Origin of the sequence: Pseudotabrizicola formosa (assembly GCF_002900965.1) — a bacterium.
Classification (GTDB): Bacteria; Pseudomonadota; Alphaproteobacteria; order Rhodobacterales; family Rhodobacteraceae; genus Pseudotabrizicola; species Pseudotabrizicola formosa.
The window spans coordinates 955,385-972,880 of sequence record NZ_PJOM01000002.1; the positions used below are offsets into that span (position 1 = coordinate 955,385).

The 17,496-nt window shown below is 64.2% G+C and carries 16 protein-coding genes; 6 read left to right on the plus strand and 10 right to left on the minus strand.

Going from position 1 to position 17,496, the window contains the following annotated elements; all coding sequences use genetic code 11:
* Positions 1 to 111: 111 nt before the first annotated feature.
* The 7 genes from CXR43_RS17880 to pyrH all read right to left on the minus strand — a co-directional run bounded on the left by CXR43_RS17880 (position 112) and on the right by pyrH (position 5,962).
* Positions 112 to 249: a hypothetical protein gene (locus tag CXR43_RS17880; RefSeq protein ID WP_168219784.1), complete on the minus strand. Its 138-nt coding sequence runs from the start codon at positions 247 to 249 to the stop codon at positions 112 to 114.
* 71 nt (positions 250 to 320) lie between these two features.
* Positions 321 to 1,658 (minus strand): RIP metalloprotease RseP, encoded by a 1,338-nt coding sequence (gene rseP, locus CXR43_RS08540; RefSeq protein ID WP_103333566.1) that lies wholly within the window; start codon positions 1,656 to 1,658, stop codon positions 321 to 323.
* 57 nt (positions 1,659 to 1,715) lie between these two features.
* A complete protein-coding gene (gene dxr / locus CXR43_RS08545; protein WP_103333567.1) occupies positions 1,716 to 2,906 on the minus strand; it encodes a 1-deoxy-D-xylulose-5-phosphate reductoisomerase in 1,191 nt (396 codons plus the stop codon).
* 3 nt (positions 2,907 to 2,909) lie between these two features.
* Positions 2,910 to 3,710 carry a phosphatidate cytidylyltransferase gene (locus CXR43_RS08550; RefSeq protein WP_103333568.1) on the minus strand — a complete coding sequence of 267 codons (801 nt, stop codon included), beginning with the start codon at positions 3,708 to 3,710 and terminating at the stop codon, positions 2,910 to 2,912.
* A complete protein-coding gene (gene uppS / locus CXR43_RS08555) occupies positions 3,707 to 4,447 on the minus strand; it encodes a polyprenyl diphosphate synthase (RefSeq protein WP_267134634.1) in 741 nt (246 codons plus the stop codon). Before uppS ends, CXR43_RS08550 begins: the two co-directional genes overlap by 4 nt.
* Before the next feature lie 100 nt (positions 4,448 to 4,547).
* A complete protein-coding gene (gene frr, locus CXR43_RS08560; RefSeq protein WP_103333569.1) occupies positions 4,548 to 5,111 on the minus strand; it encodes a ribosome recycling factor in 564 nt (187 codons plus the stop codon).
* 116 nt (positions 5,112 to 5,227) lie between these two features.
* Positions 5,228 to 5,962, minus strand: a complete 735-nt coding sequence (pyrH, locus tag CXR43_RS08565; RefSeq protein ID WP_103333570.1) for a UMP kinase — start codon at positions 5,960 to 5,962, stop codon at positions 5,228 to 5,230.
* A 174-nt stretch (positions 5,963 to 6,136) separates the two neighbouring features.
* Here pyrH and miaA point away from each other — a divergent pair, with 174 nt between their 5' ends.
* The 6 genes from miaA to CXR43_RS08595 all read left to right on the plus strand — a co-directional run bounded on the left by miaA (position 6,137) and on the right by CXR43_RS08595 (position 14,393).
* Positions 6,137 to 7,000, plus strand: coding sequence for a tRNA (adenosine(37)-N6)-dimethylallyltransferase MiaA (gene miaA / locus CXR43_RS08570; RefSeq protein WP_103333571.1), 864 nt, complete (start codon positions 6,137 to 6,139; stop codon positions 6,998 to 7,000).
* Positions 7,001 to 7,145: 145 nt separating this feature from the next.
* The gene (locus tag CXR43_RS08575; protein WP_103333572.1) at positions 7,146 to 7,970 is read left to right on the plus strand and encodes an AraC family transcriptional regulator; all 825 of its coding nucleotides are present in this window, start codon (positions 7,146 to 7,148) and stop codon (positions 7,968 to 7,970) included.
* A gap of 273 nt (positions 7,971 to 8,243) precedes the next feature.
* Complete coding sequence (locus CXR43_RS08580; RefSeq protein ID WP_103334131.1) at positions 8,244 to 9,869, plus strand: ABC transporter substrate-binding protein; 1,626 nt, start codon at positions 8,244 to 8,246, stop codon at positions 9,867 to 9,869.
* A 102-nt stretch (positions 9,870 to 9,971) separates the two neighbouring features.
* Positions 9,972 to 11,057 (plus strand): ABC transporter permease, encoded by a 1,086-nt coding sequence (locus tag CXR43_RS08585; protein WP_103333573.1) that lies wholly within the window; start codon positions 9,972 to 9,974, stop codon positions 11,055 to 11,057.
* Between the two features lie 12 nt (positions 11,058 to 11,069).
* Complete coding sequence (locus CXR43_RS08590) at positions 11,070 to 12,221, plus strand: ABC transporter permease (RefSeq protein ID WP_103333574.1); 1,152 nt, start codon at positions 11,070 to 11,072, stop codon at positions 12,219 to 12,221.
* Between the two features lie 90 nt (positions 12,222 to 12,311).
* Complete coding sequence (locus tag CXR43_RS08595) at positions 12,312 to 14,393, plus strand: dipeptide ABC transporter ATP-binding protein (RefSeq protein ID WP_103333575.1); 2,082 nt, start codon at positions 12,312 to 12,314, stop codon at positions 14,391 to 14,393.
* A gap of 63 nt (positions 14,394 to 14,456) precedes the next feature.
* Here CXR43_RS08595 and CXR43_RS08600 read toward each other — a convergent pair whose 3' ends face one another.
* The 3 genes from CXR43_RS08600 to secD are packed head-to-tail and all read right to left on the minus strand — an operon-like array spanning position 14,457 to position 17,484.
* On the minus strand, positions 14,457 to 14,825 hold the full coding sequence (locus CXR43_RS08600) for an Mth938-like domain-containing protein (RefSeq protein ID WP_103333576.1): 369 nt from the start codon (positions 14,823 to 14,825) through the stop codon (positions 14,457 to 14,459).
* A gap of 4 nt (positions 14,826 to 14,829) precedes the next feature.
* Positions 14,830 to 15,804, minus strand: coding sequence for a protein translocase subunit SecF (gene secF, locus CXR43_RS08605; protein ID WP_103333577.1), 975 nt, complete (start codon positions 15,802 to 15,804; stop codon positions 14,830 to 14,832).
* A gap of 12 nt (positions 15,805 to 15,816) precedes the next feature.
* Complete coding sequence (secD, locus tag CXR43_RS08610) at positions 15,817 to 17,484, minus strand: protein translocase subunit SecD (RefSeq protein ID WP_103333578.1); 1,668 nt, start codon at positions 17,482 to 17,484, stop codon at positions 15,817 to 15,819.
* Positions 17,485 to 17,496: the final 12 nt, after the last annotated feature.

A 17,496-nucleotide genomic window follows, 5' to 3' on the forward strand; every position in this document is an offset into this window, starting at 1 on the left:
ACAGCAGTTAACGGGCGTTGCCAACATGCTGCAGATGGTCTGCGCGCGGCGCGGCGCGCCCCGGCCGGCCCGCATGCTGCCGTGGCCTATCAGGTCTGCGCGCGGCCCTGCTCAGGGCTCGATCAGGATGCTGCCAAAAAATGCGCCAGCCAGCAGCCCGGCCACCACCGTGCCCATCGTGAAGATCCGGTCAGCATTCAGCCAGACCAGAAACGACAACCCACGATAGCTTTGCACAACGATCTGCATGACGCCCCCTCTTGCACCGCAAAAAGGTTAACGCCCGAATATGGCCCGAATATGGCGTCCGATCGCGCGGGTTACGGGCAGAACAGGTCATTGGTCAGCGCAAACACCATCAGCGACAGCAACAGCGCCAGCCCCACCGTCATCATCACCTGCAAGGCCCGGTCTGACGGCGGTTTGCCGGCAACCGCCTCATAGGCATGAAACACCAGATGTCCGCCATCCAGCACCGGGATCGGGAACAGGTTCATCAGCCCCACCGCCACCGACAACAGCGCGATGAATTGGATAAACGTCTCCACCCCCTGGCTCGCCGCCGCGCCCGAACTTTCGGCAATGCCGATTGGCCCGCGCAGGTTGCAGCTGGAAATCTTGCCCGCCACCATATGCCAGAGGCCGGAAAGCGAGGTGGTGGCGATGCGCCAGGTCTGCTCACCGGCGATGCCCACCGCCTCGAACACGCCCGGATACCGGGTTTCCGGCTCGAACCCCAGCCCGCCGTTCAGCCCGATCAGCCAGCGGGTCTCAAACCCGCCCTCGGGTTTGGGCAGATCCATCTGGCGCGGGGTCAGGGTGGTTTCAAACGTTTCGCCCGCGCGCCAGACCCTCAGGTTGAGCGGGCGGCCCTCAGACCCTGCCACCAGCGCGGGCAGTTCCGAAAACACCGTGACCGGCACCGCATCGACCGCCAGAATGACATCCCCGGGCAACAGACCCGCGTCGAAGGCGGCGCTTTGCGGCTGCACGCCCGAGGCCAGTGCCGGCAACGGATGCGGGCCGTCAAAAGCCAGCTCCTGCCCGTCCCGTTCGACGGTGTATGACACCGAACCCGCCGCAGGCAGGTCGTTCGAGACTTCGACCAGACGGGTCAGGTCGGGGGTCTCGGTGCCGTTGATCGCCAGGATGCGGTCGCCGGGCTGCAGCTGCTGGCCTTCAAAGGGCAAGGGTGTGACCTCGCCCACCAAGGTATCATCGCTGAACACGCCAGACCACAGCACCAGCCCGGTCAGGATCAGCAGTGCCGAGGCGAAGTTGAACACCGGCCCCGCCGCCACCGTCAGCGACCGCGCCCAAAGCGGTGCGCCATGCATCGTGCGCCGCCGCTCCGTCTCGGACAGGGTTGAAATCGCCGCGCCATCCTTGCCAGACGCGGCATTGCTGTCGCCCAGAAACTTGACATAGCCGCCAAAGGGCAGCGCCGCGACCTGCCAGCGGGTGCCCCGGCTGTCGACACGGGAATACAGGATCGGGCCAAAGCCAAGGCTGAACACCTCGGCATGGATGCCGGTCCAGCGGCCGACGATGTAATGGCCGTATTCATGGATCGCCACGATGATCGACAGCGCCACGACAAAGGCAATCACGGTCCAGACAAGACCGCCAAAACTGGGAACAAGACCGATCAGATCCAAGGTCTATCCTTCATTCCATGAGGGCCACAGAAGGCCGCAAAATCGAGGGTCGCACAGTCACGTCGCGCGCCGTCCCGCCAGCACGGCCGCGGCCTCGGCAGCCCGCACCCGCGCAAGATGGTCCGCGCCCTGGATGTCCTCAAGGGTCATCACGTCAGTTTCAAGGCACATCTCCGGCATAACCCTGGCAAGCGTGTCTTCGACCACGCCCGCCATGTCCATAAAGCCGATGCCGCCGTCCAGAAACCGGTCCAGCGCGATTTCCTTGGCGGCGTTGAACACCGCCCCCGCCAGACCCCGCGCCGCCATCACCTCGCGGCACAGCCGCAGCGCCGGATAGCGGGCAAGGTCGGGCGCGCGAAAGCTCAGCGTCGCAATCTGCGCCAGATCCAGCCGCGCCACCGGCAAGGGCGCGCGGTCCGGCCAGTTCAGCGCATAGCCGATGGCATGGCGCATGTCGGGCGCGCCCAGATGCGCCATGATGGCACCGTCCTGAAAGCCGACCAGCGAATGGATCAGCGATTCCGGGTGGATGATCACCTCGATCTGATCAGGCGATACACCAAAAAACTCTCGCGTTTCAATGACTTCCAGCGCCTTGTTGAACATCGATGCCGAATCGATGGTAATCCTTTGCCCCATGGCCCAGTTCGGATGCGCCAGGGCTTCCTTGACCGTGGCCTGCGCCAGCGCCGGCAGCGGCCAGTCGCGCAAGGCACCCCCCGATGCGGTCAGGATGATCCGCTCGACCGAGGCGATATCTTCGCCGACAAGGGCCTGAAAAATCGCCGAATGTTCCGAATCCACCGGCAGGAGTCGCGCGCCATGCGCCGCGGCGGTCGCCATCAGCAAGGGCCCGGCGGTCACCAGACTTTCCTTGTTGGCCAGTGCCAGCGTGCCGCCGTGGCGCAGGGCACGCAACCCCGGCACCAGTCCCGCCGCCCCCACGATCGCGCTCATCACCCAATCGGCGGGGCGATCGGCGGCTTCAGCAATCGCGGCGTCGCCCGCAGCCGCCTGCACCCCCGATCCTGCAAGCGCGGCACGCAGGTCCGGCAGGCAAGACTCGTCGGCACACACCGCCACCTCGGCCCGCAGCACGCGCGCCATTTCGGCCAGCCGCGCAACATTGCGCGCACCTGTCAGCGCAACGGTGCGGAACGCCTTCGCCCCGCCCGCCCGGCAGATCAAGTCAAAGGTGCTTTCCCCCACCGACCCGGTGGCGCCAAAAATCGAAATGCTGCGCAAACCCTATCCCCCCAAAGGTGCAGGCATCGGCAGCGAGGTGAACAGCCCCAGCAGCATCACCAGCCCCACCGCCCCGATCAGCGCATCAAAGCGGTCAAGAAATCCACCATGCCCGGGGATCAGGGTCGAGGAATCCTTGACCCCCGACCGCCGCTTGATCCAGCTTTCGGCAATATCGCCCAATTGCCCGGCAAGGGCGACAAACGGGGCCAGCACCACCGCCAACCAGGGCGCATGGCCGGTTGCCACAAAGATCAGCGAGACAAGGACGGCCCCCACCCAGCCCGCCACGGTGCCGGACCAGGTTTTCTTGGGGCTGATCGCCGGCCAGAACTTCGGCCCCCCCATGATGCGCCCGACGAAATAGCCCATCACATCCGACACGATGACAATCGCCACCAGCCACAGAATCGCCGGCATGCCCGGACTGCGCAGCTCGATCAGCCCATATCCCGCCACCATGATCGCAATGCCATAAACCGTGGCAATCCGACGGTCCCGGCGCGGCGACAGGGCCAGTGCCAGACCCGGCAAGATCAGCAGGGTCGTGGCCAGATCATCGCGGAACAGCTCGGCCCCGGCCAGACAGGCGGCGGCAAACAGCCCCATGGCCAGCGGTGTCCCGCGCCGCCCCGGCGCTGTCATATTGGCCAGTTCCCAGAACATCACCCCGGTCAGGGCGATGACCAGCAGCGAAAACGGTGTCCCGCCCAGCCACAGCTCTCCGGCACCGACCGCCAGCATGAATGCGGCAGAAATTGCCCGCTTTTTCAGATCGCCCCAGCGGGCAATGACATCTGTCATCCGCTGGCCACCCCGCCAAAGCGCCGTTCCCGGTTGCCGAAGCGCGACAGGATTTGCGCCAGCTCGGCCGGCGAAAAATCGGGCCACAGCGTCGGGGTGAATTCATATTCGGCATAGGCCGCCTGCCATGGCAGGTAGTTCGAGGTCCGCGTCTCGCCGCTGGTGCGGATCACCAGATCCGGGTCCGGCAGATCGGCCGTGTCCAGCCGCGACCCGATCAGCGCATCGGTGATCGCCTCGGGCGCCAGCCGTCCTGCAGCCACATCGGCGGCCAGACTGCGCAGGGCGCGCGTCAGCTCGTCGCGCCCGCCATAATTGATCGCCACCGTCAGGTTGAGCCGGGAGAATCCGGCCGTGCGCGCCTCGATCCCCGCCATCAGCCCCCGCAGTTTTGGGTTCAGCGCGCTGCGGTCGCCGATGAAGCGCATCCGCACGCCTTCGGCGGCCAGGCGGTCGGCCTCACGTTCGATATAGCGGGCAAAGATCGACATCAGCCCCACCACCTCTTCGGTGGAGCGCTTCCAGTTCTCGGTGGAAAACGCATAGATCGTCAGCCAGCGGATGCCCAGATCAGGGGCGCAGCGGACAATCTCCTTGACCCGCTCGGCACCCTTGCGATGCCCGACCAGTCGCGGCCAGCCACGCCCCGTGGCCCAGCGGCCATTGCCATCCATGATGATCGCCACATGTTCTGCCGGCCGGGGCAGCTTTTGATCTGCCGATGTGCTGGAAGCCAAGCCCCTGTCCCTTTTCCCGAAACTGCCCGGATACTGTCCCGGATACCAAAACCAACAACGGGCGCGGCCCCTCCTCAGGCCCCGCCCGTCACACCTTGTGTCAGACCTGCATGATCTCGGCCTGCTTGCCTTCCAGGGTCTGATCGACAAGCTTGATGTATTTGTCGGTCATCTCCTGCACTTCCGCCTCCCAGAACTTCACGTCGTCTTCCGACAGCCCGTCGCCCTTGGCCTTCTTGATCTGATCCATCCCGTCACGCCGCAGGTTGCGCACCGCCACCCGCGCGTGTTCGGCATAGCCCGCCGCCACCTTTGTCAGTTCCTTGCGGCGCTGCTCGTTCAACTCGGGGATCGGCAGCATGATGATGGTGCCATTGGTCTGCGGATTGATGCCCAGGCCTGACTCGCGAATGGCCTTTTCCACCTTGTTGACCATCGCCTTGTCCCAGACATTGACCGTCACCATCCGGGGCTCGGGCACGTTGACGGTGCCCAGCTGGTTGATCGGGGTCATCTGGCCATAAGCATCCACCTGGATCGGTTCCAGCATCGAGCCAGAGGCGCGCCCGGTGCGCAGCGAGGCAAATTCGGTGCGCAGGGCGTTGATCGCGCCCTCCATGCGGCGGGTCAGATCTTCGGTATCCAGTTCAAAATCGTCAGCCATCGGGTCTTTCCTTCGTCACGCGTCCGGCGGCATCAGCGCACCGGACGTTTTTTACGCTCTATAAGCCAAGCCTGTCCATGGGTATAGCCCCCGGGGCAACCGCCTGTGCCCGCCTGTCAGTCATGCACGATCGTATAGGTGCCCTGCCCCGCCATGATCCCCTTGAACCCGCCGGGCTCGGACAGGGCAAAGACCACCAAGGGCATCCGGTTGTCACGGCACAGCGCGATGGCAGAGGCGTCCATGACCTTGAGGTTGCGCTGCAGCACATCATCATAGGTGATGTCGGCATAGCGTTTGGCATCCGGGTTCAGCTTGGGGTCGCTGTCATAGATCCCATCGACATTCTTGCCCATGAAGATCGCCTCGCAGGCCATTTCGCTTGCGCGCAGCGCGGCGGCGGTGTCGGTGGTGAAATAGGGGTTGCCGGTGCCGGCGGCAAAGATGCAGACCCGCTTTTTCTCCAGATGGCGCACCGCGCGGCGGCGGATATAGGGTTCACAGACCTGATCCATCGGAATGGCGCTGATCACGCGGGTATAGACGCCCAGCGATTCGAGGGCGGCCTGCATGGCAAGCGCGTTCATCACGGTGGCCAGCATGCCCATGTAATCGGCCGTTGTCCGCTCCATCCCCTGCGCAGAGCCTTGCAACCCGCGGAAGATGTTCCCGCCGCCAATCACCATGCAGATCTCGACCCCAAGATCATGTACCGCCTTGATCTCGCGCGCGACACGTTCCACCGTGGGGGGGTGCAAACCATAGGCCTGATCGCCCATCAGCGCCTCGCCCGAGATTTTCAGCATCACACGGTCGTATTTCACGCCACCTTCAAGGGTCGCTATGGTCATGGGTGTTCCCCGCATCTTCGTTTTTGCATTTGGACTGCCGCGCAAACTGTCGCAAAACGGGGGCGGGTTCAACCTGTGACTGGCCGGGCAGCGGGGGTTTCACACCCCGTCACCATTGGGCTAGAACCGATGGCGCAGCCATGGCGACCCCCGTGGGATATTCAAGGACTGAAAATGAGGCTTGCCGAGATCTCTCGCGAGGCACCCGTGCTGATCGCCGGGCCGACAGCCAGCGGCAAGTCGGGGCTGGCGATGGAGCTGGCGGCGCGCGATGGCCGTATGATCGTCAATGCCGATGCCTTGCAGGTCTACGGCTGCTGGCGGCTGCTGACCGCCCGGCCTTCGGTGGCGGATGAGGCAGCGCTGCCGCATGCGCTGTATGGGCATGTCGGGCGGGATCAGGCCTATTCGGTGGGCCATTGGCTGCGCGAGGTGGCGGGCTGGCTGGACCGACCGGTGGTGATCGTCGGCGGCACGGGACTTTACTTTCTGGCGCTGACCGAGGGGCTGGCCGAGGTGCCGGAGATCCCGGCGCAGGTCCGCGCCGAGGCCGATGCCCTGCGCGCCGCCGACCTGCCTGCGATGGTGGCGGCGCTGGACGCGGACACAGCGGCGCGGATTGACCTGGCCAACCCTGCCCGTGTGCAGCGCGCCTGGGAGGTGTTGCGTGCCACCGGCCGGGGGCTGGCCGCCTGGCAGGCCGACACGCCTGCTCCGCTGATCGCGCGCAATCAGGCCGAGGCGCTGGTGCTGCGCCCGCAGGTGGACTGGCTCAATGCCCGGATCGACCGCAGGTTCGACCAGATGATGGCGCAGGGCGCGCTGGAAGAGGTGCGGGCCGAGTTGCCGCACTGGCACCCCCTGCGCCCCTCTGCCCGCGCGATCGGCGCGCCGGACCTGGTGGCGCATCTGCAAGGGCAGATGCCGCTGGAGGCCGCGGTTGCGGCGGCCAAGCTGGCCAGCCGCCAATATGCCAAACGCCAACGCACCTGGCTGCGCAACCGCATGCGCGACTGGCGGGCGGTTGTGCCGGAGTGACCCCCCGGACGGGATGCCCGCGGGCGGCGGGACGCGGCAAGTTATCCACAGGTCGGGCGTTGTTCTGTGGACAAGGTCATAATTCTGCTTGGGTTGCCTGCCATGCCCTGTTTATCTGTATCCAGCCAAGAATGAGCAGGACGCCATGAACCAACACCCTGCCCCAAGCGTGCCGAACGCTGCATCTGCCCTGTCGCAGTTGCGTGTCACTGCCATCCCCCGGCTTGCGGCCGGCGGGCGTTGGCGGGTTGAGGCGATGCGCGCCATATCCGAGCCGATGTTGTTGTGGTTCACCAAAGGACAGGGTCGCATCACCATTGCCGGTGTGACCCGCGGCTATACCGCACATAATGCGGTGTTCATCCCGCCCGGCGTGATGCACGGGTTTGAGGTCGGGCCGCAGGTCTTTGGGACAGCGGTGTTTTTTGGCCGTGACAGCGGTGTGACCCTGCCCGAAACCGCGCAGCACCTGCGCATCCGCGAGGTGCATGCCCAGCAGGAAATCAACGTCATCCTTGATTCGCTGCAACGCGAGATGGACAGCGACATCCCCGCGCATGACCGGGCCACCCGGCATTATCTGGGCCTGCTGGGCGTCTGGCTGGAACGCCAGGCGGTCAAGGCCGCGCCCGAAACCCCCAAACCTGATGCGGCGCGCCGTCTGGTGGCCCGCTACACCACTCTTCTGGAACGCGATTTTCGCACCGGGGCGGGCGTGGGTGAATTTGCCGCGGCCCTGGGCGTCACGCCCACCCATCTGACCCGGTGCTGCCGCATCGCCTGCGGGCGGTCGGCGATCGAGGTGCTGCAGGACCGCCGTATCTTTGAAGCGCGCCGCTTGCTGGCCGAAACCCGCATGCCGGTTGCCCGCATCGGCGAGGCGCTTGGCTTTACCTCGCCCGCCTATTTCACACGGTCGTTCCAGCACCTGACCGGGCGCTCTCCCACCGCCTTCCGACGCGAAGTTTAAGCCCCAAAGGCTTGAAACCCGGCCCGAATTCCGGGGATGGTTCGGATTAATTTCCTCTCAGCGGTCGACAAGATGTCGGTTTTGCGGCACAAAGGGGCGACTTCGGGCGTTGACGCCTGACGTAAAGTATTGCGCAATGGGGCCAATGCCCCGGTGCAATCCTGCCCGCGCCGGGCAAGAACAGACTGGTCATTGCCCCAGCAGGGCACAGTCCGGCGCAACCGTCAAAACAAGAACAAGATGGCACTGCCATCAGGGAGACATATGATGACGATGAAGACCCAGATGCTGCATCCGGCGGCCACCCTGCTTGCCCGCGATGTGCGCGCCGGCGCCCTCAGCCGCCGCGAATTCCTGACCCGCACCACCGCTCTGGGCGTCACGGCGACAGCCGCCTATGCGCTGCTGGGCCTCGAGGCCCCGGTTCAGGCGCAAGCCGCCGCCACCGGTGGCACCCTGCGCGTCGGCATGGAGGTGAAAGCCCAGAAAGACCCGCGCACCGCCGACTGGCCGCATATCGCCAACGTCTACCGGGGCTGGCTGGAATATCTGGTGCAATACAACCCCGACGGCACCTTTGAAGGCCGCCTGCTGGAGTCGTGGGAGGCGAATGAAGACGCCACCCAATACACGCTGCGCGTCCGCCCCGGGGTCACCTGGAACAACGGCGATGTCTTCACCGCCGATGATGTGGTGCGCATGTTCACCCGCTGGACCGATGCCTCGGTCGAGGGCAATGCCATGGCCTCGCGCTTCCTTGGCCTCGTCGATGAAGCCACCGGCGCGCTGCGCGACGGCGCAGTGGTCAAGGTCGATGACATGACCGTGCAGCTGGTGATGTCGATGTCGGATGTGGCGGTGATCGCCAACCTGTCCGACTATCCGGCAGCGGTGGTGCATTCGTCCTATGTCGACGGGTCGGACCCATCCGCCAACCCCATCGGCACCGGCCCCTATCTGCCGACCGAAGTCTCGGTCGGCCAGCGCGCCATCCTCACCCGCAATGAGGGCCACAGCTGGTGGGGCGGCACCGTACCGCTCGATGAAATCCAATACATCGACTTTGGCACCGACCCCGCCGCCATGGTGGCGCTGGCCGGATCGGACGAGATCGACTGCAACTACGAATCCACCGGCGAGTTCATCGACGTGCTGGATGGGCTGGGCTGGAACAAGCTGGAGGCCGTCACCGCATCGACCATCGTGGCGCGGATGAATTCGGCCAATGGCGACCTCTACAAGGACAAGGCCGTGCGTCAGGCGATCCAGAAGGCCGTTGATCCGGCAATCATTCTGGAACTGGGCTACAACGGTCTTGGCACCACGGCAGAAAACCACCACGCCTGCCCGGTCCATCCGGAATATGCCGAGATTCCGGCGCAGACCATCGACCCTGCCGGGCTGCGCCCGGTGCTGGAAGCCGCCGGCATGGCCGACACCGAATTCGAGCTGATCTCGCTCGATGACGGCTGGGAAGCCGCCTCGACCGATGCCATCGCAGCCCAGCTGCGCGATGCGGGCGCCAATATCAAGCGCACCGTGATGCCGGGCTCGACCTTCTGGAACGACTGGCAGAAATATCCGTTCTCCTCGACCACCTGGAACCACCGCCCGCTTGCCGTGCAGAACATGGCGCTAGCCTATACCTCTACGGGGTCGTGGAACGAGACCGGCATGGCAAACCCGGAGTTCGATGCCGCCATGGCGCAGGCCCTGTCGCTGGCCGATGCCGATGCCCGGCGCGAGGTGATGGTGACGCTGCAAACCATCCTGCAGGACGAAGGCTATATCATCCAGCCGTTCTGGCGCTCGCTTTACCGGCACGCCCGCGACGGGGTGAATATCGACATGCATCCGTCGTTCGAACACCACCATTACAAGTGGTCGATGGACGCCTGATCCTGCCCTCGGGGGCTGCGGTTTGCCTGCCGCAGCCCCCTTCCCCGCCAAGCCCCTCCTCCCGCCACCCTTTGCCGCCACTCGCAAGGGAAGGATAACGCCATGCTGCCGTTTCTGCTGCGCCGGGTCGGCGTGATGATCCTGACTGCGCTGACGCTCAGTTTCGTCGTGTTCTGCCTGACCAACCTTGCCCCCAATCTGGAAAAGCTGGCCCGCACCGAAGGCTCGGTCCGGATGTCGGATGAAGCGGTGGACTCATGGATCATCAACAACGGCCATGGCGGGCTGATGATCACCCGCTATGGCCAATGGCTCGGTGTCGTGCCCGGCTGGACCCGCACCGATGACAAGGGCGTCACCCGCGGCCGCTGCATCACCGAAGGTGTCACTGCCGAAGAGGCCCCGCGCTTTTGCGGCATCCTGCAAGGCGACTGGGGCACCTCTACGGTGTTCCGCGAACCGGTGGCCAAGACCATCTCGGACAAGCTGGCCTCGACCGGCTGGCTGATGCTCTGGGTGATGCTGGTGATGGTGCCGGTCTCGCTGATCATCGGCGTCATGTCGGGCATGCGCGAAGGCAGCCGGACCGACCGGGTGCTCTCGACCTTCGCCATCGCCACCACGGCCACGCCGGAATATGTCTCGGGCGTCATCCTGGTGGTGATCTTCGCCTCGGCCACCACCGGGATTTCGCCCCTGCTCGCCGAATGGGGCTGGATCGACGGACGCACGCTGTTTCTGGGCACGGCCACATCGGCCATTGACCAGATCACCTTCTGGAACTTCGCCCTGCCGGTGATGACCATCGCGCTCTACGGCATCGGCTATATCGCCCGGATGACCCGGGCAAGCATGACCGAGGTGATGACCCAGCAATACATCCGCACCGCGCGGCTCAAGGGCGTGGCCTTCCATCAGGTGATCCTGAAACACGCCCTGCGCAACGCGCTGATTGCGCCCTTCACGGTGATCATGCTGCAATTCCCCTGGCTTTTGAACGGCGTGGTGATTGTAGAAACCCTCTTCAACTACAAGGGCTTCGGCTGGACCCTCGTGCAGGCCGCCGGCAACAATGACATCCAGCTGCTGCTGGCCTGTTCAGTGGTGGCCGTCTTTGTCGTGCTGGTCACGCAGCTGATCTCCGACATAGGCTACGTCTTCCTGAATCCCCGCATCCGGCTGAGCTGAGGAATAGCGCGCATGGAACCCCTCTCCTGGCCAATGATCTTCGCCAAAATGGCCGTCCAGTTCTGGCCGGTCTGGCTGGCGCTGATTGTCACCGTGGCCTTGTCGCTGCAATTCCGGCGCCGCCTTGGCCTCTATGGCAAGCTGTTTGACTCCAATGTCGGCATGACCGGCTTTGTCATCGTGATGTTCTGGGTGTTCACGGCGCTCTTTGCCGACATGATCATCACCTTCGACCCGATCGCACAGCTTTCGGGGCTCAAGAACGTGGTCCCCGGCACGCCCGTGCCGGACTCCGATCAGTGGTATCTGCTGGGCGGCGATCATCTGGCCCGCGATGTGTTTTCCCGCGTGGTGATGGGCGCGCGCCGGGTGCTGACCATCGCCCCCGCCGCCACCGTCATCGCCTTCATGGTCGGCATCACCCTTGGCCTGCCCGCAGGCTATTTCGGCGGCAAGCTCGATACCGGCCTCAGCTTCATTGCCAATCTGGTGCTGGCCTTCCCGGTGATCCTGCTCTTCTACCTGCTGGTCACGCCGGAAATCCGCTCCACCGGCGTGCCCATCGCCCTTGCCGCCGTGCTCTTCCTGTTCCCGGTGATCTTCGTCTCGGTGCTGCTGAACAGCCGCTATTTCACCACGCCCGCGCGGCGCAACCTCTATGTCGGTGTGGCCCTTGTCCTCGGCCTCTGGGCCTATTCCGGCCTCGCCTTCAACGCGGATCCCACCGGCATCTGGTCGATGGACCCCAACCTTCTGAACGTCTTTGTCTCGGTGGTCTTCGTCAATGCCCCCACCGTGTTCCGCATCGTGCGCGGCATCGTGATGGACCTCAAATCCCGAGACTACGTCGCCGCCGGCCAGACCCGCGGCGAGGGTGCCTGGTACATCATGCTGTGGGAAATCCTGCCCAACGCGCGCGGCCCCCTGATCGTCGATTTCTGCCTGCGCATCGGATATACCACCATCCTGCTGGGCACCCTTGGCTTCTTCGGCCTCGGCGTATCCCCTGAATCCCCTGACTGGGGCAGCACCATCGACGATGGCCGCCGCTTGCTCTCCATCTACCCCCACCCCGCCGTCGTCCCCGCCCTCGCCCTGATGAGCCTTGTCCTCGGCCTCAACCTGCTCGCCGATGGCCTGCGCGAAGAATCCATGCGCGACTGACCATTATCTGTTCATAAATATCCCGGGGGTCCGGGGGCTGGCCCCCGGTCCCGAAGTTTCCCAAAGGAACACCCCCAAAAGGACTGGCACATGACCGACTGGGACCCCTCCAAACCCATCCTCGAGATCGAGAACCTCTCGATCAGCTTCTTCACCCGGGCCCGCGAGATCCCGGCGGTGATGGATTTTTCCTGCACCGTGATGCCGGGCGAATCGATGGGTCTGGTGGGCGAATCGGGTTGTGGCAAATCCACCGTGGCCCTCGCGGTCATGCGCGACCTTGGCACCAACGGCCGCATCACCAGCGGCAGTATCAAATTCAAGGGCCGCGACCTGACGCATATGACCGAGGAAGAGCTGCGCCACATTCGTGGCTCGGAAATCGCGATGATCTACCAGGAACCGATGGCCAGCCTGAACCCCGCCATGCGTGTGGGCGATCAGCTGGCCGAGGTGCCGATGATCCATCAGGGCATGACCCGCGATGCCGCCCTCAAACTCGCCCGCCAGATCATCGCCGATGTCCGCCTGCCCGATCCCGACCGAATCTTACGCGCCTATCCGCATCAGCTGTCGGGCGGCCAGCAGCAGCGCATTGTCATCGCCATGGCGCTGATGGCCAAACCTGCCCTGTTGATCCTGGATGAACCCACCACCGCGCTCGATGTGACGGTCGAGGCGGGGATCGTCGATCTGGTCAAGGATCTGGGCACCAAATACGGCACCTCGATGCTGTTCATCAGCCATAACCTTGGCCTGATCCTCGATGTCTGCGACCGGCTCTGCGTGATGTATTCCGGTGAGGCGGTCGAGACCGGCAATGTGGTGGAGGTCTTCGACAAGATGCGCCACCCCTATACGCAGGCGCTGTTCCGTTCCATTCCCCTGCCCGGTGCCGACAAGAACTCCAGCCCCCTTATCGCCATTCCCGGCAATTTCCCCCTGCCACATGAACGGCCCAAGGGCTGCAACTTCGGCCCGCGCTGCGACTATTTCCGCGACGGGCTGTGCAATGCGGGCGAGGTGCCGATGGACGCGGTTCCAGGCCATGACCGCCACGCCACCCGCTGCCTGCGCTGGCGCGAGATCGACTGGGACGCGCCCCCCAAGGTTGGCAAGGTCACCGAAAAACTGCCGCGCGGGCGGCTGGTGCTCAAGATGGAGGATCTGCGCAAATATTACGAGGTCAGCGCCGGGGCCTTTGGCGGCGGCGCGGAAAAGGTGGTGAAGGCCAATGAATCCCTGTCGTTCGAAGCGCATGAAAATGAAACCCTCGCCATCGTCGGCGAATCGGGTTGTGGCAAATCCACCTTTGCCAAGGTGCTGATGGGGCTGGAAACCGCGACCTCTGGCTCGATCATGCTGTTTGACGAAAACGTGCAGGACACACCGATTCAGGCGCGCAACACCGACACCGTGTCAAAGCTGCAGATGGTGTTTCAGAACCCGTTCGACACGCTGAACCCCAGCATGAGCGTGGGCCGGCAGATCATCCGCGCGCTGGAGATTTTCCAGAAAGGCAGCTCCGACGCCGAGCGCAGCGACATGATGCTGAACCTCCTCGACATGGTCAAACTGCCGCGCGCCTTTGCCGAGCGGATGCCGCGCCAGCTGTCGGGCGGGCAAAAGCAGCGTGTCGGCATCGCGCGCGCCTTTGCCGGTGGCGCCAAGGTGGTGGTGGCGGATGAGCCGGTTTCGGCGCTCGATGTTTCCGTACAGGCCGCCGTGACCGATCTGCTCATGGATATCCAGCGCGAGAACCACACCACGCTGCTGTTCATCAGCCATGATCTGTCGATTGTGCGCTATCTGTCTGATCGGGTGATGGTGATGTATCTGGGCCATGTGGTCGAGCTTGGCACCACCGATCAGGTCTTTGCCCCGCCCTACCACCCCTATACCGAGGCGCTGTTGTCCGCCGTGCCCATCGCCGACACCCGGGTGAAAAAGCGCCGGATCGTGCTGGAGGGGGATATTCCATCGGCCATGAACCCGCCGCCTGGCTGCCCGTTCCAGACCCGCTGCCGCTGGAAGACCCGCGTCCCCGGCAACCTGTGCGACACCGTTCTGCCCCCCGTGCAGGTGCTGGCGGGCGGGCATCAGATCAAGTGCCATCTGTCAACGGAAGAACTGGCGGCGATGGAGCCGGTGATCAGCATGGCCGCCGAATAGCCGCGTGGCAGCGGTGGGAAACCTGCGGCGGGCGTCTTTCAGAAAGATACGCAGGCCAAAGCCTCAGCCCTTGACGGACACAACCGGCAACAGGGCGGCGGCGATGCGGCGGCCTTCGGACAGCAGCACGTTATAGGTGCGGCAGGCGGCAGGCGAATTCATCACCTCCACCCCGATGCCAGAGGCTTCCAGCAAGGTGCGGAAGGCAACGGGCGGATGCGCGATTTCCGCCCCGGTGCCGACAAACAGCACGTCGATCCGTCCCGCCAGCGACAGCGGCGTTTCCGTATCGTCAAACCCGCCCCACAGCCCGGCATCCCAGGGCGTGATCAGGCAGGCCCCGCGCAGCACATGACCATTCACCCGAAAAAACCCGGGGCCATAGCCGTCAATCGCCTTTGCCGTGCCGTAGCTGATTTCGGTCAATCGCATGGCGTCACGCGTCGATATTGGCGTATTCGTCCGGGGTGCCGTTCTTCTTCGGCTTGTCGCTCCGGTCCAGCCCGATCAGCAGCACCAGATTCTTGGCGACATAGACCGAGGAGTAAGTGCCAATCACGATGCCGAAGGTGATGGCAAAGACAAAGCCACGGATCACGTCGCCGCCAAAGATCAGCATGGCGATCAGCGCGATCAATGTGGTGCCGGTGGTCATCAACGTGCGCGACAGCGTTTCATTCGCCGAAAGGTTCATCACATCGCGCAGCGGCATGGTCTTGAACTTGATCATATTCTCGCGCAGCCGGTCAAAGATCACCACCGTATCGTTGATCGAATAGCCCAGAATGGTCAGCAGTGCCGCCACGATGGCCAGATCGAACTTGATCTGGAACAGCGCAAACACCCCGATGGTGATGATGATGTCATGCACCAGCGCCGCCACTGCACCCACCGCATATTGCCATTCAAACCGCAGCCAGATGTAGACAAGGATCGCCCCCGACGCCCCCAGAACCGCCAGAATGGCGCTGAGGATCAGCTCGCCCGACACCTTTGGCCCCACCGATTCCACCGAAGGAAAGGTGATCGACGGATCAACGGTTTTCAGCGCCTCCTCGACAATCTGAATCGTCTCGGGCGTCACCGCCTCAGACCCGTCCTGTGCCGCGATGCGGACCTGCGCCACGAACTGGTCATCGTCAAAGCTGGGGTCGAAGACCTCGGTGATCGCCACATCGCCCAGCTCCAGCCCGGCCATCGCGGTGCGATAGGCGGCCACATCGACCGGCTGGTTGCTTTCGGTGCGGATCGTGGTGCCGCCCTGAAAATCGATGCCGAAATTCAGCCCCATCACCGCCCAAAGCGCCACCGACGCCGCCATCATCAGGGCAGAAATCGCCAGCGTCAGGCGCTGATAGGCAAAGAAGTTGATGTTGGTGTGTTCGGGCGCAAGCCGCAGACGAAAAGCCATGGTTTTCTTCCCTTACACGATGATGGTCTTGGGCCGGCGCCAGCCGATCCACATCTCGACCAGCACCCGCGTCACGAACAATGCGGTGAAGACCGAGGTGATGATCCCGATACCCAGCGTGATGGCAAAGCCACGCACCGGGCCAGAGCCTACGGCAAAGAGCACGGTTGCGGTAATGAAAGTGGTGATATTGGCGTCGATGATCGCCGACAGCGCCTTTTCATAGCCCAGCTGAACCGCACGGGCCGGATTTTTCGCGTTGCGCAGTTCTTCGCGGATGCGTTCGAACACCAGCACATTGGCATCCACCGCCATGCCGATGGTCAGCACGATCCCGGCAATACCCGGCAGTGTCAGCGTGCCGCCAATGGTGGACAAAGCGCCGAACAGCAGCGCCACGTTGATGCCAAGCGCCACGGTGGCAAAGGCCCCGAACAACCCGTAGCTGGCGATCATGAAGAACACCACCGCCCCCATGGCGATCAGTGCTGCGGTCTGACCCGCATCAATGCTGTCCTGCCCCAGTTCGGGGCCGATGGTGCGTTCTTCGAGGAAGGTCAGCTCGGCCGGCAGGGCTCCGGCCCGCAGCAGCACGGCCAGTTCCGTGCTTTCCTCAACCGTGAATGACCCGGTGATGATGCCCGATCCGCCGGCGATATGGCTTTGGATCGTGGGGGCGGAAATCACCTCGTCGTCCAGCACGATGGCAAAGGGCGCGCCGATATTGGCCGCCGTGTAATCGCCGAACTTGCGCGCACCTTGCGGGTTGAAGCGGAAGTTCACGGCGGGGCGGTTGTTCTGGTCAAAGGCGGGTTGCGCATCGACCAGCTCTTCCCCGGTCACCACCGGCGACTCCTCGACGATAAAGAAGGTGCCCGGCTCATCCATCGACGGCAAAAGCAGATTGCGCGCGCCGGGGCTGGCCCCTGCATCCGTTGTCCGCCCGACCACCGGGTTGAAGGTCAGCTTGGCCGTGGTGCCGATCAGCGCCTTGAGCTCTGCTGCCGAGCCGATGCCCGGCACCTGAATCAGGATGCGGTCCGCGCCTTGCCGCTGGATCGTGGGTTCGCGCGTGCCCACCTCATCGACCCGGCGGCGCACGATCTCAAGACTTTGCTGGATGGTGCGGTCATCCGTGGCCGTGCGTTCGGCCTGCGACAGCTGGATCACGATTTCCAGCCCTTCGGCGCTGACATCAATGTCATTCTGGCCTACGCCGGTCAGGCTCACCACCGGCGTGGCCAGGGCGCGCACTGCTTCCAGCGCCGCAGCCATGCCGCCGGGTTCGGAAATCGCCACCCGCAAGGTGCCGTCCGGGCTGGGCAGGCGGCGCACATTGCCAACCGCGTCGCGCTGATCGCGCAAGGCATCCCGCACGTCGGGCCAAAGCGCATCCATCCGCGCCTTGTACACATCTGCCACCTGCACCTCGGCCAGCAGATGCGCGCCGCCGCGCAGATCCAGCCCGAGGTTCACCAGCGAGGACGGCAGGAAGTTCGGCCACAGGTCCAGATCGGCCTGCTGATCCGGGGTCGCGGTGCCACCGGCGGCTTCCACCGCCGCCCGCGCGTCATTGTGACGCTCGATATTGGCATAGTTCAAGTTGGGTGCAGCCGCGACGATACCCCATGCGCAAATGGCAAGAATAATCACACGCTTCCACAGCGGCATGGCGTTCATCGCGGGCGTTCC